This window comes from Pararhizobium antarcticum, assembly GCF_001885585.1.
GTDB lineage: Bacteria > Pseudomonadota > Alphaproteobacteria > Rhizobiales > Rhizobiaceae > Pararhizobium > Pararhizobium antarcticum.
This window is the reverse complement of record NZ_LSRP01000096.1, coordinates 174,152-190,273: the sequence shown is the minus strand read 5'-3', so window position 1 is coordinate 190,273 and position 16,122 is coordinate 174,152. Positions and strand designations below refer to the sequence as shown.

Genomic DNA, 16,122 nt, shown 5'->3' with positions numbered 1-16,122 from the left:
TCTTAGGAACGGAACGGAATGACCGACAACAACGACGACAAGACACACGGCGCAGCGGGCAAGAAGACGCTGACCCTGAAGCCCTTGGGGGTTCAGCAGGGAACAGTTCGGCAGGACATGGGTCGTGGCCGGACGAAAGCTGTCGTGGTCGAGACCCGCAAGCGGCGACCGATACGCCCCGAAGACGAAAAGCCGATCGTTGCAGCGCCACCCGTCGTGCAGAAAGCACCGGATGTGCGCCAGGCACCGGTCCAGCAGCCTGTCCGGCAGACACCACAGCCGCAGGCCCAGCAGCCACGCCCGCAGGAGAACCGGCCACGCGTCGGCGTTGTCCTCAACCAGCTTTCGGCTGGTGAGATCGACGCGCGCCGCCGTGCGCTTGCAGAGGCCCAGATCCGCGACGCCGAAGACGCCAAGCGCCGGGCTGCCGAAGAGGAACGCCGCCAGGTCGAGGAAGCCGCACGGCTGAAACTCGAGCAGGAAGAAGCCGCCCGTCTCGCAGCCGAAGAGGCTGCCCGTACGCCAGCCGAGCGCGAAGCCGAAAAGGTCGCTGTCGAAGCGGCTCAGGCTGCCGAAGCGGAAGCCGCACTGGCCGCCGCCGCCATTGCAGCGCGCCGTGCCGAACAGGCACGCCCGCAATCTGCGACCAAGACAGCGACACCGGCCGCCGTGCCAGAAGCCGCCGCTCGCGGCCGCAAGGTCAATACGGAAGAAGAAGAGAACCGTCCGGCGCGCGGCAATGCCGCCCCGATCCGCGGCAAGGTCGTGCGTCCGGAGCCTGCAAAGGCCCCTGCCCGTCCGAAAACCGAAGAAGAGCGCCGCAAGGGCAAGCTGACGCTGACGGCTGCCCTTGACGATGATGGCAATCCGCGTGGCCGCTCGATGGCCGCGATGCGTCGCCGCCAGGAGAAGTTCCGCCGCAGCCAGATGCAGGAGACCCGTGAAAAGGTCCTGCGCGAAGTCGTGCTTCCGGAAACCATTTCCATCCAGGAACTGTCGCAGCGCATGTCCGAACGGGCCGTCGACGTGATCAAGTACCTGATGAAGGAAGGCCAGATGATGAAGCCCGGCGACATCATCGATGCCGACCTGGCAGAATTGATCGCCGGCGAATTCGGCCATACTGTCAAGCGTGTTTCGGAATCCGACGTCGAAGAAGGTATCTTCAACGTCACCGACGACGATGGCGAACTCGTTTCGCGCCCACCGATCGTCACGATCATGGGCCATGTCGACCACGGCAAGACGTCGCTGCTCGACGCCATCCGCCAGACCAGCGTTGTTTCTGGCGAAGCCGGCGGCATAACCCAGCATATCGGTGCCTATCAGGTCGAACAGAACGGCCAGAAGATCACCTTCATCGACACTCCCGGCCACGCCGCGTTTACCGCGATGCGTGCCCGTGGCGCCCAGGCGACCGACATTGCCATCCTGGTGGTCGCAGCCGACGACAGCGTCATGCCGCAGACGATCGAATCCATCAGCCATGCCAAGGCTGCCGGCGTGCCGATCATCGTGGCGATCAACAAGATCGACAAGCACGAAGCCGACCCGCAGAAGGTGCGCATGCAGCTTCTGCAGCATGAGGTGTTCGTCGAATCGATGGGGGGTGAGGTTCTCGACGTCGAAGTCTCGGCCAAGAACCGCGTCAATCTCGACAAGCTGCTCGAAGCCATCCTGCTGCAGGCCGAAATTCTCGACTTGAAGGCCAATCCGAACCGCACCGCCGAAGGCGTTGTCGTCGAAGCCGAGCTCGATCGTGGCCGCGGCGCCGTCGCCACCGTTCTCGTCCAGAAGGGTACGCTTGCGCCCGGCCAGATCATCGTTGCCGGCGACCAGTGGGGCCGCGTTCGCGCGCTCGTCAATGACAAGGGCGAACATGTGAAGGCTGCGGGTCCGGCAACGCCGGTGGAAATCCTCGGTCTTTCCGGAACGCCGCTTGCCGGCGACAAGTTTGCGGTCGTCGAAAACGAAAGCCGCGCCCGCGAAATCTCCGAATATCGCCAGCGCCTGACGCGCGACAAGGCGGTTGCCCGTGCATCCGGCCAGCGCGGCTCGCTCGAGCAAATGATGAGCCAGCTCCAGAACACCGGGTTGAAGGAGTTCCCGCTGGTCATCAAGGGCGACGTGCAGGGTTCGATCGAAGCCATCATCGGCGCGCTCGACAAGCTCGGCACCGACGAAGTCCGGGCACGCATCGTGCATTCGGGCGCCGGCGGCATCACCGAATCGGATATCTCGCTCGCCGAATCCTCGAACGCAGCCATCATCGGCTTCAACGTTCGTGCCAATGTTCAGGCCCGTCAGGCTTCTGAACGTGCCGGCATCGAGATCCGCTACTACAACATCATCTACGATCTGGTGGATGACGTGAAGGCAGCGATGTCCGGTCTTCTTTCGCCGGAACGCCGCGAAACCTTCCTCGGCAATGCCGAAATTCTGGAGGTGTTCAACATCACCAAGACCGGCAAGGTCGCGGGTTGCCGCGTCATCGAAGGCAAGGTCGAGCGTGGGGCCGGTGTGCGCCTGGTGCGCGACAACGTCGTCATCCACGAAGGCAAGCTCAAGACCCTCAAGCGCTTCAAGGACGAAGTCTCCGATGTGCCGATGGGCCAGGAGTGTGGCATGGCCTTCGAGAACTACGAAGACATCCGCGCCGGAGACACGATCGAGTGCTTCCGCGTCGAGCACATCACCCGTACGCTCTGATACCAACGCGGACGCAGGTGCGACAGACATGAAAAATGGCGGCTTCGGGCCGCCATTTCTCGTTGATGGTGCCATGCAGAATGCACAGCTTGAAAATCATATTGCGCGCTTCAGATCTGCTTGCCGAGCTTGGCATCGACAGACTGGGCATTCGAGCCGCGGACCGCGAAGAACAGGAAGATCGCAGCCCAGAGAATGGACTTTTCCGAACCGCCAAGGCCCTGATCCAGCACGACGCCGTGAAAATACACGGTGACCAGAAGCACGATCATCGAGGCGAAGGCCGCCGGGCGCGTGAACAGGCCGATCGCAACCAGGATGCCGCCGAAAAATTCGGTCGCGGCCAGGAGGGGCGACCAGAAGACACCCGGATAGAAACCCAGCCCCTCGACCATGCCGACCGTCCCGAAGGGGTCCATGATCTTGCCATAGCCGTGGGTGACGAGCAGGAGGCCGGCCATGACACGCAACAGCGTTTCCGCGAGCGTGTCGAAGGGCATGTAGAGCTTTTGCAGGGACGGGAAGATGGCGCGGGGGGGGGTGGCGGTGATTTCTGTCATGGGCAATCCTTGTTGGACGTTTGCAGTGCAGCAACTCTGTTGCCGCCCCTCCGAGCCAGCGCAAGATCCCCGCACATAAAACATGATAACTTTAGTTAACATTATTGTGAGCGCCCAGGTTGCCGCCATGCGGAGCGGGCTCTAAACTCAACCCGGAAACAGGCAACGGACGAGCGTCATGAGCGAAAAACCCAGAATCTCCATTCTCTACTGCACCCAATGCCACTGGCTGATGCGGTCCGCATGGATGGCGCAGGAACTGCTCTCGACCTTCCCGGACAGCATCGGTGAAGTCGCGCTCATTCCGGCGACCGGCGGTAATTTCGAAATCAGGCTCGACGATGTGCTCGTCTGGGAGCGCAAGCGCGATGGCGGCTTTCCCGGACCGAAGGACCTCAAGCAGAAGATCCGTGACCTGATCGATCCACAGCGCGATCTCGGGCATACCGATCGCAACTGACGCAAGCATGCGCTTGTTACCCTCACCACTGAAAACAGCGGGGCATGCCCCGCTGTCTCTGCTCTTCCGATGGAAGTTTTAGCCGTTAGCGCTTACCGATACGGCGAACGGCAAACCTTGTAGTTGCCGCCATAGGCCAGGAAGCGGTTGCTGCCCGGGTCATAGGAGCGATAGCGCTGCAGGCACCAGTTCACATGGGCATTATAGCCTCCGCGCCGTACATAGCGGTCCCGGTAGACGGGACGCGGCGCAATATAGACGCTGAAGCCCGGTCTGTGGTGGCGGCGTCCGTAATAACGATCGCGGTTATAATGCCGGCGACCATTGTGCCAGACCTTCTGGACATCGGCCTGCCGCTCGATCTTGATATCGGGCACCGACAGCGGCACGGCTGTCGCTGGGGCAATGCTTGTGATCATCGACGCTGCAGAAAGAGCGCAGCCGACAACGAAATTGCGCAATCTCGTCATTTTTGTCTCCTCACTTCTCCCAAAAGGGTTTTTCGATTGTGTCCCTGATGTACATAACGTTCGATATTTCAGTTCTATTCATGGCCGGCGATCACGTTTTGTAACGATGCGGGACATCCGGCGCGGCAGCTTTGGCCGCTGCATGCCCAGAATGCGCCACTCCGCCCCGAGAGTCACCCAGGTCTTTTCAAAAACAGCCGGGGGCACCGTAAGGAGCGGCGCAGATAAATCTGTTGCATAGGGGGCATTTGTCGATGGTTGAACGGCCCATCGCACCGGCTTGCCACTTCAGAAACAGCCACAACATAGCCAAGGCCCGCAGTCGTCTACCGGAAAACACCTTGGCAGATCAGCGGCTTGGCACGCGCTTTCGGCCAAGGAAGACGGGCTCTACATGATTTTTTCCGTGCCTGACGCAAAAACTTCAGAATCGCTGTTGACACCCGGCCAAGCGCCCCTTACACCCCGGTCCGTCGCCCAGATGGCGGAATTGGTAGACGCGCCAGCTTCAGGTGCTGGTACTCGAAAGGGTGTGGAGGTTCGAGTCCTCTTCTGGGCACCAAATTCCCGTTTCAGACCGTTTCAGACGGTCCGGAAACACCTAAAAAGCCCGGTTCTCCGGGCTTTTTTCTTGTCTGACGTTCAGGCACCTGTCTTGCCTGTTGCGGATGAACAAGGATACGGAATGGACCGGTATCAATCCTGCCGTGCGCTGGAGCGCATGACACCGTTGCGGAGGCCAAGACCATTCTGCGTCAGCAACTTTTGCCCTGGATCAAGGTTCTTCTGTCGCAGGGGCTGGCGCTCGGCTGCCTTTACCTGTTGCCGTCCGGCATCCTGCCCGGCGCGCCCCTGATCCTTGTCCTTCAGGGGGTGGCCGCTGCGGCAATCGGTCGGATCGTCGGTTTGTCCCTGCTGTGGATACCGATCCAGTTTCTGCTGCCCCTTGCCATCGCCTATAATTCGAGTGTGCCGTCCTGGGTCTATCCGGCCGCACTCGTCTTTTGCCTGCTGATCTACTGGAACAGCGCTTCCGAACAGGTGCCGCTCTATCTGACCAATCGTCGGACATGGAAGGCGTTGGGCGACCTGGTGACGGCGGAAAACGCGAAAACCTTCGTCGACCTCGGAAGCGGCATGGGCGGCGTGGTCACCGCTCTCGCGGGTGCGCATCCGGGTCTTCGCGCCATCGGTCTTGAAACGGCGCCTCTGGTGTTCCTCGCCTCGAGGATCCGCCTCCTGTTCGCCGCCCGGGCCAATGCGCAGGTCATCTACAAAAGCATCTGGGACGAGGATCTTGCCGCCCATGACATCGTCTACTGCTTTCTCTCGCCGGTTCCGATGCCACGCATGTTTGCGAAAGCGAAAGCGGAAATGCGGCCGGGTACGCTGTTCGTCAGCAACAGTTTTGCCGTGCCTGGGCAGGAACCGACCGGGATCAAGGATGTCGCGGATGGCAGGAAGACCAGGCTGTATCTCTACAGGATGTAGGCAGCCGGCAATTTTCAATATCCGCTGCCGCGATCAGCGCCGGCTTTGAAGCCAGCACAGCGCGTGAAGCGACGATCTTCGAGAGGGATCAGGGATCAGGCTGCCTTGCGGCGCGCGAGATAGTCGTAGAGCCCATCCTCGTCGATACCGACGGCAAAGATTTCCTGTTGGGCAGACGCATTGTCGACCTCCGCCTGCGATCCCTGACCGGCGCGGGCAAGGGTGACCAGTTGGGCCTGCCGGGTCTCCTCTTGCGTGGCGGGCGCGCCAGTGCCGTCTTCTGCAGCCGTGGAAGGGATGCCGCTGCCTGTACCGCCGACGGTGGCTTCCGCATCCGCTTCGGCTTCGGTCTGGGCCACTTCGGCACCGGCAGCGAGAAGCTGGATCGTCTCGAGTGCCGCGGCAACCGCATCCGGTCCGGCGACACCCTCTGTTACCTTGCCCTCCGTCGCGGCGTCGTTGCCTTCCTTGAGCGCTTCCTGCAGCTTTTCGATGTCTTCGAGCTTGTCGGCCGCTTCCAGCGTCTGGATGTCGTCTTCACGCTCCTTGCGTGTTTCGGCATCCTCGACGCGGGTCGGGTCCTTTTCCAGTTGCTCGAGCTTCAGCTCTTCCTCGGTCTTCGGGTCGGCGATCTGTTCCAGGCGCTGCAGCACCTTGGTGGTTTCGCTGGTGAGCGTTTTGTCTTCTGCCGCCTTGTCGGCCAGCATGGTCTTGATGGCCTGTGCAACATCACCATAGGGCCGCTTGATCGCCTCGATCATCTCGGCGGCACTGATGCCAAGCGCACTCAGCCCTGTGCGGTTTTCCACCTCGGCCACACTGTTGGGCACGTCCTGGCGGGCCGCGGTCAAGGCTTGCTTTATGCGCAGGCTATAATCGGCATCCTCTTCGCCGGATACCTGCTCCAGGCCATTCCGGGTGACGAAACGCGCCAGGAAGGACGCTTCGGCCGTCGGCGTCTTGGCGGATCCATCGAGCGCAGCCGTGATGTCACCGACGGTGACACGGAAGGTGGAAAGCCCGATGTCCATCGGCTTTCCATCAATGTCGGTTTTCGTCACGTAGTCGGCGAGATACAGCGCGTCCTCCAGACGCGTGCCAAAATCGAGGGCGGATTCGTCGACGTCCTGCGTCACGCCCATGACGGCGGTGAAGCGCGCAATCAACGTCGCCAGGGGGTTCTCGTCGCGTTGCAGCGCGCCGAAGAAATGCTCGTTGATCTTTGCATTGGCGGTCCGGGCGACGTCATCGGAAGCCACCTTGGCCTTGAGGATCTTGTCGTCTTTTTTGCCCCTGGCCTTCTCTTCTTCTTCCAGCCGGCGCTTCTCGATATCATTCAGCAGGGACTGGACGAGCGAGGTGGCAACGCCGCCGCCGGCTTGCAGAGAGGTGATGTTCATCGACGGTCTTCCGGCGTTGATAAAAGGCGTATGCGAACGATAGAACACACCCGTTAACCGCTACTTAACCGTGTGGCCCAGATTTAGCGGGGGGGTTCTTGCATGTCTGGCGGCTGCGGCTTGCAGACGATCGTCACCAATACGAAGCTGACATAGAGAAGCAGATACCAGGACCCGAGCTTCTGCAGCGACACCATGTGCCAGTCCGTCTGTCCCGGATATAGCCAGATGCCGGTCGCCGTTCCGATGTTCTCGGCGATCCAGAGAAACACGCTGGTCAACAAGGCTGCGAGAACCAGGGGCATCCAGCGCGGCTTTTTCTCGACGGTGAAATAGATGCGAACGCGTCCGAACAGCACGATGGTCGCAAGGAACAGGCCGAGGCGAAGATCAACGATATAGTGATGCGTGTAGAAATTCAGATAGATGCCGATCGCCAGCAGCGCCGTCAGGGGGAATGGCGGGTAGCGGGTGAAGCGCATGTCGAAGATGCGGATGGCGCGCGCCATGTAGCTGCCGACGGCGGCATACATGAAACCGGAAAACAAGGGCACGCCGGCAATCCGGATGAGGGCATCCTCGGGATAGATCCAGGAGCCCATATGGACCTTGAAGATCTCCATCAGGGTGCCGACGACATGATAGATCAGGATGACCTTGGCCTCGTCCCAGCTTTCCATCTTCAGATAGAGGAAGACGACCTGAATCGACAGCGCAGCAACAAACAGGGCGTCGTAACGGTTGATCGCCCAGTCCGGCTGCCACACGAGCTTGGTCGCAATGATGAGGAACAGCACAAGGGCGCCAAAAAGGCAGGCCCAAGCCTGCTTGAGACCGAACAGGATGAATTCCGAAAGGCCTGGCGGCAGGCGGGACAGAACCCTGCGGATCGCCAATCGCAGCGGTTCGAGCGCCGGGCCGGTGGGATGTGCAGTGCGCTCTTCGCTCATGGCGCGCAATCAGCTATGGGCGAAGATGTCGGTTTCGTCCCAGCCGAGCAGGTCGAGCTTCGAGCGGGTCGGCAGGAAGGCAAAGCAGGCATCGGCATGATCGAGCCGGCCGTCGCGGATCAGCCGTGTCGTCAGCTTTTCGCGCAGGGCATGCAGGTGCAGGACATCGGAGGCGGCATATTCCAGTTGTGCCTGCGACAGTTTTTCCGCGGCCCAGTCGGACGATTGCTGCTGCTTGGAAATGTCGATCTCCAGCAGTTCCTTCAGATTGTCCTTGAGGCCGTGGCGTTCGGTATAAGTGCGGGTCAGCCGCGAGGCGATCTTGGTGCAGAACACCGGGTTGGTCGTAACACCGAAGGTGTGGAAGAGCACGGCGATGTCGAAACGGCCGAAATGGAAGATCTTCTGGCGCGCCGGGTCTTCCAGCATGGCGGTCAGGTTTGGCGCCTGGCTCTGGTTACGGGCGATGCGGATCACGTCGGCTGTACCATCGCCGGGCGAAAGCTGGACGAGGCAGAGCCGGTCGCGGCGTGGAACAAGGCCGAGCGTTTCCGTATCGATGGCGATGGCGCCGGTATAGCGCCCGGCATCCGCTGTCGATATATCGCCGTCGTGAAGCCGTATTGCATTTGCCATTGAAATCCCCACATCAACCTCGAGTGCTGGCTGCGCTATACCGCATGTCCAGGCGTTACGATACCGAACTTTTGAAACGCAGCGATGCGGCCCTTTCAAGGCTTGCCGTCGCGGAGAGACCAGCCTGATGCCCCTCGAAATCCGCAGGAAACTTTCCCTTTCGGCTCTTGCCATGGTGCTTGTCCTGCCGGGACAGGTGTTGGCCTACACGGATCTTCCGGGTGTGCAAACGCCGGAAGAAATCGAAGCCCGCCAATCCCGTGTTTGCGAGCAGGTGCTCGTCCGGAGGAACAAATGGGCGGAGCCGACCAACGGTCCTCGCTACACCTACGCCTACTCCTGCCGGCAGGGCGGGCTGAGCATCCTGAGCAACCAGCCACCGCCTTCGCTGGAGCGCCAGAAACGCGGCCTCAACTATTAACTCTGCGCCTTTGCAAAATGCTGCGTCACGCCATAGAACACGGGAAAGAGGCCAGCGGAGGTGCATCTTCGTGGCGAAGGGAGGAACGAAGCGTGACCACTGAAATCGACAGGCCACTGGTCATCAGCGCACCGGAACCGCGCACGCTCGATCTGATCTTCACGCCGCAAGCCCGCGTCGCCCTGGAGGCGAGATATCGCATCATCGAGGCCGATCCCGATGCTATTGCCGCGCTGGGTGACGACGTACTCTCGCAGGCCCGCTTCATCATTGGCCAGCCGCCGCTCGATCACAACACGCTGGAGCGCATGCCGCAACTTCGGGCGATCCTCAATGTCGAGAGCAACCTCATCAACAACATGCCCTATGACGTGCTGTTTGCGCGCGGCATCCATGTCGTCACCACCGGGCAGGTCTTTGCCGAACCGGTCGCAGAACTCGGCCTTGCCATGGCGCTCAACATCGCCCGCGGCATCGTCGATGCGGATGTCGATTTCCGCCATGGACGGGAACTCTGGGGCGGCGATGGAAACGCGAAGGCCCGGCTGCTGTCCGGTTCGAATGTCGGCATCATCGGCTTCGGCGATCTCGGCAAGGCGCTGAACCGGGTGCTTTCCGGCTTCCGCACAAAGATCAAGGTCTATGACCCCTGGATGCCGGCCTCGATCCTGATCGACAATGGCGTCCAGCCGGCGACGCTCGAGGATGTGCTGGCCACGAGCGACTTCCTTTTCGTGGTGGCTGCCGTCACCAGCGAGAATGAAGGTTTTCTCGGGGCGCAGGCCTTTGCAGCGATGCGGCCGGGGGCGGCCTTCATTCTGCTCAGCCGCGCCAATGTCGTCGACTTCGAGGCCCTGATGGCGGCGGTCGAAAGTGGGCATATCGTTGCGGCAAGCGACGTCTACCCGCAGGAACCCCTGTCGCTCGACCATCCCGTCCGTTCGCTGAATGGCTTCCTGCGCTCCGCCCACCGGGCCGGCGCGCTCGACAGCGCCTTCAAGAAGATGGGCGACATGGTGTTGGAAGACATGGACCTGATGGACCGCAACCTGCCGCCGATGCGGTGCAAGCGGGCCGAGCGCGAAACCGTTTCGCGGATGCGCTCGAAGCCGGTCAGCGTCAACTGAACCCAGCCGGCACGCAACATCAGGTGCGCGGCATGCCCGCGGGCCGCAGGTGCTTGCGCAACGCCGCGATCCGGAAGATGGCGTTTGCCGCCCCATAGCCGCGATACCCCCGGCGCTCGACGATCTCGAAAAAGAAGCCTTCGCCATAGGTCGGGCTGTAGAGCTGGAAATAATCGCCATGCTCGTCGCGGTCGTAGAGAATGTTATGGGCCTTCAGGCGCTCCGTCAGCTCCGGTTCCAGGCCGAAACGAGCCTCGAGATCGTCATAGTAGTTCGGTGAGATCGAAAGCGGCACGAAGCCGTTTTCGGCGAGCGCCTTAGCGGTTGCAAAGATATCGTCTGTGGCGAAAGCCAGATGCTGGATGCCGGAGCCGAAGGTTTCGGCAATGAAATGGCCGGCCAGCGTGTTGCGGTTTTCCGCGCCGTTCATGGTGATGCGCAACGAGCCCTTTGCGTTTTCGACCACCTGGCTGCGGATCACCCCGGAGGGATCGATGATATCGACCATCGGCGTTTTGCGTGTATCGAGGATCGCCGTGTAGAACAGGAGCCAGGTCAAAAGCTCCTCATAGCGCATGCTCTGCGCAACATGATCGATGGACTGCAGTCCGGCATCGGCGGGTCCGGATGTCATCTCGACCGGAACGAATTCCGCGTCCCATATGCTTGCCAGTACGGCGGACGCATCGAGGAAATAGATGACGCCGCCGCCGACACCGCGGATCGCCGGCATCTGGGTCTCGCCGGGACCCGCCGGCTGCTCGAAGCGTTCGGCGCCGAGCGCCACTGCCCGCTCGACGGCGGCATTGGCATCATCGACCATCAAACCCATCGCATAGGCGGACGCGCCGTGCACGAGATAGGACGCGCTGGCAAAGCCGCGCTCGTCCATATTGACGACGATGTTGATGTCGCCCTTGCCGGTAGCGCACGACATTTTTCGTCTTGTGCCTGGCCGCCACGGCAAAGCCGAGACACCGCAACAGAATGTCGAGGTGCGGCGCTTCGGTCTCGTCGATCGCGAATTCGATGAAGGCGACCGTGTCTACCCGGGCACGCGGCGGCATGTCCTTTGTCATCAGCCGGCTTTCCGGGACGGCGCGCTTCACCTGATCGCCGAGGTAGACGAGCGACCGACGGCCATCGACGGCGATCGCAGTGGGCGAGCCGCCACGAAACTGGTCGTTGAAGATTTCCAGAGAAAGATAGCCGTCATAACCGGTGGCGGCGACCGCATTCATGAAATCCAGCACCGGGAGGTCACCCTCGCCGGGCATGTTGCGGAAATGCCGGCTCCAGTAGAGCAGGTCCATGTCGATCAGCGGCGCATCGGCGAGCTGGATGATGAAGATCTTTTCCTTGGGAATGGAGCGGATCGAATTGACGTCGATCTTGCGCGACAGCGTGTGGAAGCTGTCGAGGATGAGCCCGATATTCGGATGATCGACGCGCCGGACAATTTCCCAGGCGTCGCGGTGATCGTTGATGTGACGCCCCCAGGCGAGCGCCTCATAGCCCACCCGCAGCCCGCGTTTCGCGGCCCGCTCGCCAAGCTCATGAAAATCGGCAGCGGCACGATCAAGACCGCCCAGTGCGGCCGGCGAGACGTTGGAGCAGACCAGAACGAGGTCGGTGCCCATTTCCTGCATCAGGTCGAATTTGCGCTCGGCCCTATCGAACGTGCGGGCACGCAACCCGTCCGGCATGCCCTCGAAATCCCGAAACGGCTGGAAAAGGGTAATCTCCAGCCCGAAGTCGCGAACCATACGGCCGACCTGTCGCGGGCTTTCATCAAACACCAGGAAGTCGTTCTCGAAGATTTCGACGCCATCGAAGCCAGCCTTGGCGATGGCATCGAGCTTGTCGCGCAGGTCGCCGCTCAGCGAGACGGTGGCAATCGAGGTTTTCATCCTGTCGTCCTTCCTGCGGGTCTCGTTTCAGCGCGTCATGGTCTTGAAATGCTTCAGCATCCGTGCCGCATCCGGCGGATGCCCGGTAAACAGGCCAAACGCCCCCACCGCCTGGAAAACCGCCATGCCGCCACCGTCGAGCGTTCGGCAGCCGCGCTGTTTCGCCTGCGCAAGAAGTGCGGTCTCAAGCGGAAAATAAACGATCTCGCACACCCAGTGCCTTGGTTCGAGCAGATCCGGCGAAAGCGGTATGCCCGGATATTTGGCCATGCCGGTGGGCGTCGCATGGATCAGGCCCGATGCAGCAGCCATCGCGGAGGCCAGATCCGTTCCGGCGGAAATCACGGCCTGCGGAAACAATGCCGACATGGTTTCGGCCAGTGCTTCGGCGCGATCCTGCTCGCGATCGAAGACAAAAAGCCGCTTAAGACCCAGCGACAGGATGGCATAGGCCGTTGCAACGCCAGCCCCACCGGCACCCAGCTGGATGGCACAGTTCAGGTCGGCATCGGGCAGGCCGCGCTTGAAACTCTCGGCAAAGCCCCACCAGTCGGTGTTGTGTCCATGCCGCCGGCCTTTCTGGAGCACGACGGTGTTGACGGCACCCAGCGATCGCGCCTCGGGCGAGAGGTCGTCGAGATAGTCGATGACGACCTGCTTGCACGGATGCGTGATGTTCAGGCCGCACAGTCCCCTCTCCTCCGCCTCTTTGAGGAGCCGCGGCAGGTCGGATACGGTTGCGCCCCTTGGGTGCATGTCGATCAGTTCGTAGTCATAGGCGAGCCCTTGAGCTGCCCCTTCCTGCATGTGCATGGCCGGCGTCAGGGAGGCCTGGATTCCCGAACCGATCAATCCGGCCTTCAGGGGCTTCAGGCCCGCTTTCATCTGTTCCAGGATTGTATCCGTCATCTGTCTTTCCATGCTCTTGCTGGCTTGCGGCTCTGCTGGCAGAAGAAGGCCAGGCCCGCTTTCGCGGGCCGGGCCGCTTATTTACTGGCCGCGAACGGCAGAGAGTTCCTTCATCAGCTGTGCGACGGTCTCCGCGCCGATTTCGGCACTGAACTTTTCGATCAGCGGCTTGACGGCATCCCGCAGCTTCTGGGTTTCCTCGGGGCTGAGTTCGGTAACTTCCATGCCGGTTGCCTTGATCTCCTCGATCGCCTTGGCGTCTGCCTCGCGCGAAACCGTGCGCTGGTAGTCGCGTGCCTCGCTCGCCGCCGCCTGGAACACGGCTTTTTCCTCGTCGTTGAGGCCGTCCCAGAATGTCTTGCTGATCAGCACGATCTGCGGATTGTACTGGTGACGGGTCACCGTCATATATTTCTGCACTTCGAAAAACTTGGCGTTCAGGATATTGGCCGCCGGATTTTCCTGGCCGTCAACAGTGCCCGTTTCCAGCGCCGTGTAAAGCTCCGTATAGGGCAGCGGCACCGCATTGGCGCCGAGGCTGTTGAACAGCTCGATCGGGATCGGCGACTGGATCGTGCGGATCTTCAGGCCGCCGATATCCTCCAGCTTGGTTACCGCACGGCGGTTGTTGGTGAGATTGCGGAAACCGAGCTCCCAGTAACCAAGACCGACCAGGCCGGTATCGGGCAGCAGATCCATCAGGCCCGTGCCGAAGGCGCCGTCCATGACCTTGTCGGCTTCCTCGCCGCTGTTGAAAAGAAACGGCAGGTCGACCGCACCGAAGGGCTTGACGTTGCTGGCGAGAATGCCGGCATTCAGCACGGTCATCTCGATGACGCCACCCTGCAGCGCCGAAATGGTCTGCACGTCGCCGCCGAGCACGCCGCCAGGGAACAGCTTCACATCGATCTTGCCGCCGCTCTTTTCCTTGACCAGCTCGGAGAATTTTTCCATGCCGGTGACCTGCGGGTGGCCCTTGTTGTTCGCCGCGGCAAACTTGAGCGTATGCTCGCGAATTTCGGCCCATGCCGGACCGGCCGTCAGAAGCGCCATCGGTACCGCGATGCCCATCGCCAGGTTTAAAAGTTTTTTCAGCATATAGTCCTCCCGTAGTGGGCCGGTTTCTCCTGCCGGCCGGTTGCTGTCTTGCCCTGAAAGAGGCGGTTCAGGTTCAATGTCCGAAAAAGGCCGCAGGTGCGGTCACCAGTTGCGGAAACAGAACAAGCAGAAAAAGAACGATCACTTCGGCGATCAGGAAGGGCATCACACCCTTCGTCAGATCGCCCAGGGATAGCTTCGAGACACCGCAGATGACGTTCAGCACGGTGCCGACAGGCGGTGTGATCAATCCAATCGAATTGTTGATAATGAAGAGCACGCCGAAATAGACCGGATCGATGCCAGCCTGCTTGATGACCGGCATCAGCACAGGCGTCATGATCAGGATGGTCGGCGTCATGTCCATGGCCGTGCCAACGACAATGACGATCGCCATGATGGCAAGCAGAAGCAGCGTCTGGTTGTCCATCAGCGGTTCGATCAGGTCGACGAGCGCGCCCGGCACGTCGGCCACGGTGATCAGCCAGGCGGAGACGGACGCACAGGCAACAAGGAACATCACCACGGCGGTGATTTTCGCGGCCGCGACGAACACCTCGAAAAGCCTTGAGACCGGCAATTCGCGATAGACGACCATGGCGACGAAAAGCGAATAGACGGCAGCAACAACGCCCGCTTCCGTCGGCGTGAAGACGCCGAATTTCAGGCCGACCAGGATGATGACCGGCAGCATCAGCGCCCAGAGACTCTCCTTGAGGGCCTTGAGGCGCACGGCGCCGCTCTCGCGCGGTGGAAGCACCAGCTTTTCCTTGCGGGCCACGAGAAGCCAGGTGAGGCAGAGGGCCATGCCAATCATCAGGCCGGGTACGATGCCCGCCAGAAACAGCTTGGTGATGGAAACACCGCCCACAACCCCATACAGGATGAAACCGATGGAGGGCGGGATGATCGGGCCGATGATCGATGCGGAGGCGATGAGGCCACCGGCGCGCGCCGGATCATGCCCTGATTTCAGCATCATCGGCAAAAGCAGCGCACCGAGCGCGGCTGCATCCGCCACGGCAGAGCCGGACAGGCTGGCCATGATGCAGGCTGCAAAGATCGCAACGAAGCCAAGACCGCCGCGAACATGGCCCACCATGACCATGGCAAGATTGATGATGCGTCGCGACAGGCCGCCGGTGTTCATCACTTCGCCGGCCAGCATGAAGAAGGGCACGGCCATCAAGGGAAAACTGTCGGCGCCGTTGAGCACGTTCTGCGCCACGATCTGTGCGTCGAAAAGCCCCATGAACAGCATCAAAGCGATACCGCTCAGGATCAGGGCGAAGGCGATCGGGACGCCGAGCGCCATGGGACCGAGCAATGCACCGAGGAAAATCGTCAACGTCATTGTTTTTTCCTCAGACCTTGCGCTCATGGTGTGTCGTCACAACGGGTGTCGTCGATAGTGCCGGGCTGCCCGGATGGCTGGCCTGTTCCTCGCTATCGCGAACAAATTCGGCCGTCGTGACATCGACGCGGCCCGTGATCACGGCGAAGGCATCCGCGAGGATGATCAGGAAGGTCGGAACACCGAAGGCGATCCCGGCTGCGTAAAGAAGACCCATGGACAGGCCGGTCGCCGGCATGGTCGTTCCCAGATTGATCAGCATCTGTGTCCAGCTGCCACTGATCAGCAGCCAGGTGGCAAAGAGCATCAGACCGTAGCCTGCCAGAACGGCGGCCCTGGCGACGCTCTTCGGCAGGCGCTTCACCAGCGAATCGATACCGAGATGGCCATGCTCGCGCATCGCCACCACAGCCCCCAGAAAGGTCAGCCAGACAAAGAAGATGCGCGACAGTTCTTCCGAGGCGGTGATGCCCTGGTTGAAGGCATAGCGCAGCACGACATTGCCGAAGACCAGCACAACCATGCCAGCGAGCAAAAGCGCAATCATCACCTTCAGGGCGAAAAAATAGAAATCGATGATCCGCGTCATCCGGTCTCCTCCAGCGGGTTGGGCTTCGGCTGTTGCGT

14 protein-coding genes, 1 tRNA gene and 1 pseudogene are annotated in these 16,122 nt (G+C 61.2%); 6 read left to right on the top strand and 10 right to left on the bottom strand.

Translation table 11 applies throughout. The annotated features are described in order from the left end of the window. The first annotated feature begins 18 nt into the window (after positions 1-18). Positions 19-2,709, top strand: coding sequence for a translation initiation factor IF-2 (infB, locus tag AX760_RS16435; protein ID WP_071833997.1), 2,691 nt, complete (start codon positions 19-21; stop codon positions 2,707-2,709). Between the two features lie 110 nt (positions 2,710-2,819). Here the strand turns inward: infB and AX760_RS16430 are convergent, their stop codons facing one another. Next, positions 2,820-3,269 carry a DoxX family protein gene (locus AX760_RS16430; RefSeq protein ID WP_071833996.1) on the bottom strand — a complete coding sequence of 150 codons (450 nt, stop codon included), beginning with the start codon at positions 3,267-3,269 and terminating at the stop codon, positions 2,820-2,822. A gap of 178 nt (positions 3,270-3,447) precedes the next feature. On the opposite strand from AX760_RS16430, the gene AX760_RS16425 reads away from it, so the two are divergent. Then, positions 3,448-3,729: an Rdx family protein gene (locus AX760_RS16425; protein ID WP_071833995.1), complete on the top strand. Its 282-nt coding sequence runs from the start codon at positions 3,448-3,450 to the stop codon at positions 3,727-3,729. A gap of 92 nt (positions 3,730-3,821) precedes the next feature. Here AX760_RS16425 and AX760_RS16420 read toward each other — a convergent pair whose 3' ends face one another. Further along, on the bottom strand, positions 3,822-4,199 hold the full coding sequence (locus tag AX760_RS16420; RefSeq protein ID WP_071833994.1) for a BA14K family protein: 378 nt from the start codon (positions 4,197-4,199) through the stop codon (positions 3,822-3,824). A gap of 475 nt (positions 4,200-4,674) precedes the next feature. On the opposite strand from AX760_RS16420, the gene AX760_RS16415 reads away from it, so the two are divergent. After that, positions 4,675-4,761 (top strand) — tRNA-Leu (locus AX760_RS16415). A gap of 203 nt (positions 4,762-4,964) precedes the next feature. Beyond that, positions 4,965-5,690 carry a hypothetical protein gene (locus AX760_RS16410; RefSeq protein WP_083531216.1) on the top strand — a complete coding sequence of 242 codons (726 nt, stop codon included), beginning with the start codon at positions 4,965-4,967 and terminating at the stop codon, positions 5,688-5,690. A gap of 95 nt (positions 5,691-5,785) precedes the next feature. Here the strand turns inward: AX760_RS16410 and AX760_RS16405 are convergent, their stop codons facing one another. The 3 genes from AX760_RS16405 to AX760_RS16395 all read right to left on the bottom strand — a co-directional run bounded on the left by AX760_RS16405 (position 5,786) and on the right by AX760_RS16395 (position 8,676). Continuing rightward, entirely contained in the window at positions 5,786-7,090 is a 1,305-nt protein-coding gene (locus AX760_RS16405) for a hypothetical protein (RefSeq protein ID WP_071833992.1), read from the bottom strand. 83 nt (positions 7,091-7,173) lie between these two features. Beyond that, positions 7,174-8,040, bottom strand: coding sequence for a DUF817 domain-containing protein (locus AX760_RS16400; RefSeq protein WP_071833991.1), 867 nt, complete (start codon positions 8,038-8,040; stop codon positions 7,174-7,176). Between the two features lie 9 nt (positions 8,041-8,049). Further along, complete coding sequence (locus AX760_RS16395; protein WP_071833990.1) at positions 8,050-8,676, bottom strand: ribonuclease D; 627 nt, start codon at positions 8,674-8,676, stop codon at positions 8,050-8,052. A 127-nt stretch (positions 8,677-8,803) separates the two neighbouring features. Between AX760_RS16395 and AX760_RS16390 the strand changes: the two genes are divergently transcribed. Together AX760_RS16390 and AX760_RS16385 are read left to right on the top strand one after the other, a co-directional pair. Then, positions 8,804-9,097: a hypothetical protein gene (locus AX760_RS16390; protein WP_071833989.1), complete on the top strand. Its 294-nt coding sequence runs from the start codon at positions 8,804-8,806 to the stop codon at positions 9,095-9,097. Positions 9,098-9,189: 92 nt separating this feature from the next. Beyond that, positions 9,190-10,224: a hydroxyacid dehydrogenase gene (locus AX760_RS16385; protein WP_071833988.1), complete on the top strand. Its 1,035-nt coding sequence runs from the start codon at positions 9,190-9,192 to the stop codon at positions 10,222-10,224. Between the two features lie 19 nt (positions 10,225-10,243). Here AX760_RS16385 and AX760_RS16380 read toward each other — a convergent pair. The 5 genes and pseudogenes from AX760_RS16380 to AX760_RS16360 form a co-directional block, all read right to left on the bottom strand. Next, positions 10,244-12,134: pseudogene (locus AX760_RS16380) on the bottom strand (bifunctional sugar phosphate isomerase/epimerase/4-hydroxyphenylpyruvate dioxygenase family protein). A gap of 27 nt (positions 12,135-12,161) precedes the next feature. Continuing rightward, a complete protein-coding gene (locus AX760_RS16375) occupies positions 12,162-13,043 on the bottom strand; it encodes a shikimate dehydrogenase (protein ID WP_071833987.1) in 882 nt (293 codons plus the stop codon). An 81-nt stretch (positions 13,044-13,124) separates the two neighbouring features. Further along, positions 13,125-14,141 carry a TRAP transporter substrate-binding protein gene (locus AX760_RS16370; RefSeq protein ID WP_071833986.1) on the bottom strand — a complete coding sequence of 339 codons (1,017 nt, stop codon included), beginning with the start codon at positions 14,139-14,141 and terminating at the stop codon, positions 13,125-13,127. A gap of 73 nt (positions 14,142-14,214) precedes the next feature. Then, the gene (locus tag AX760_RS16365; protein WP_071833985.1) at positions 14,215-15,495 is read right to left on the bottom strand and encodes a TRAP transporter large permease; all 1,281 of its coding nucleotides are present in this window, start codon (positions 15,493-15,495) and stop codon (positions 14,215-14,217) included. 10 nt (positions 15,496-15,505) lie between these two features. Then, on the bottom strand, positions 15,506-16,084 hold the full coding sequence (locus AX760_RS16360) for a TRAP transporter small permease (protein WP_071833984.1): 579 nt from the start codon (positions 16,082-16,084) through the stop codon (positions 15,506-15,508). Between the last annotated feature and the right edge of the window lie 38 nt (positions 16,085-16,122).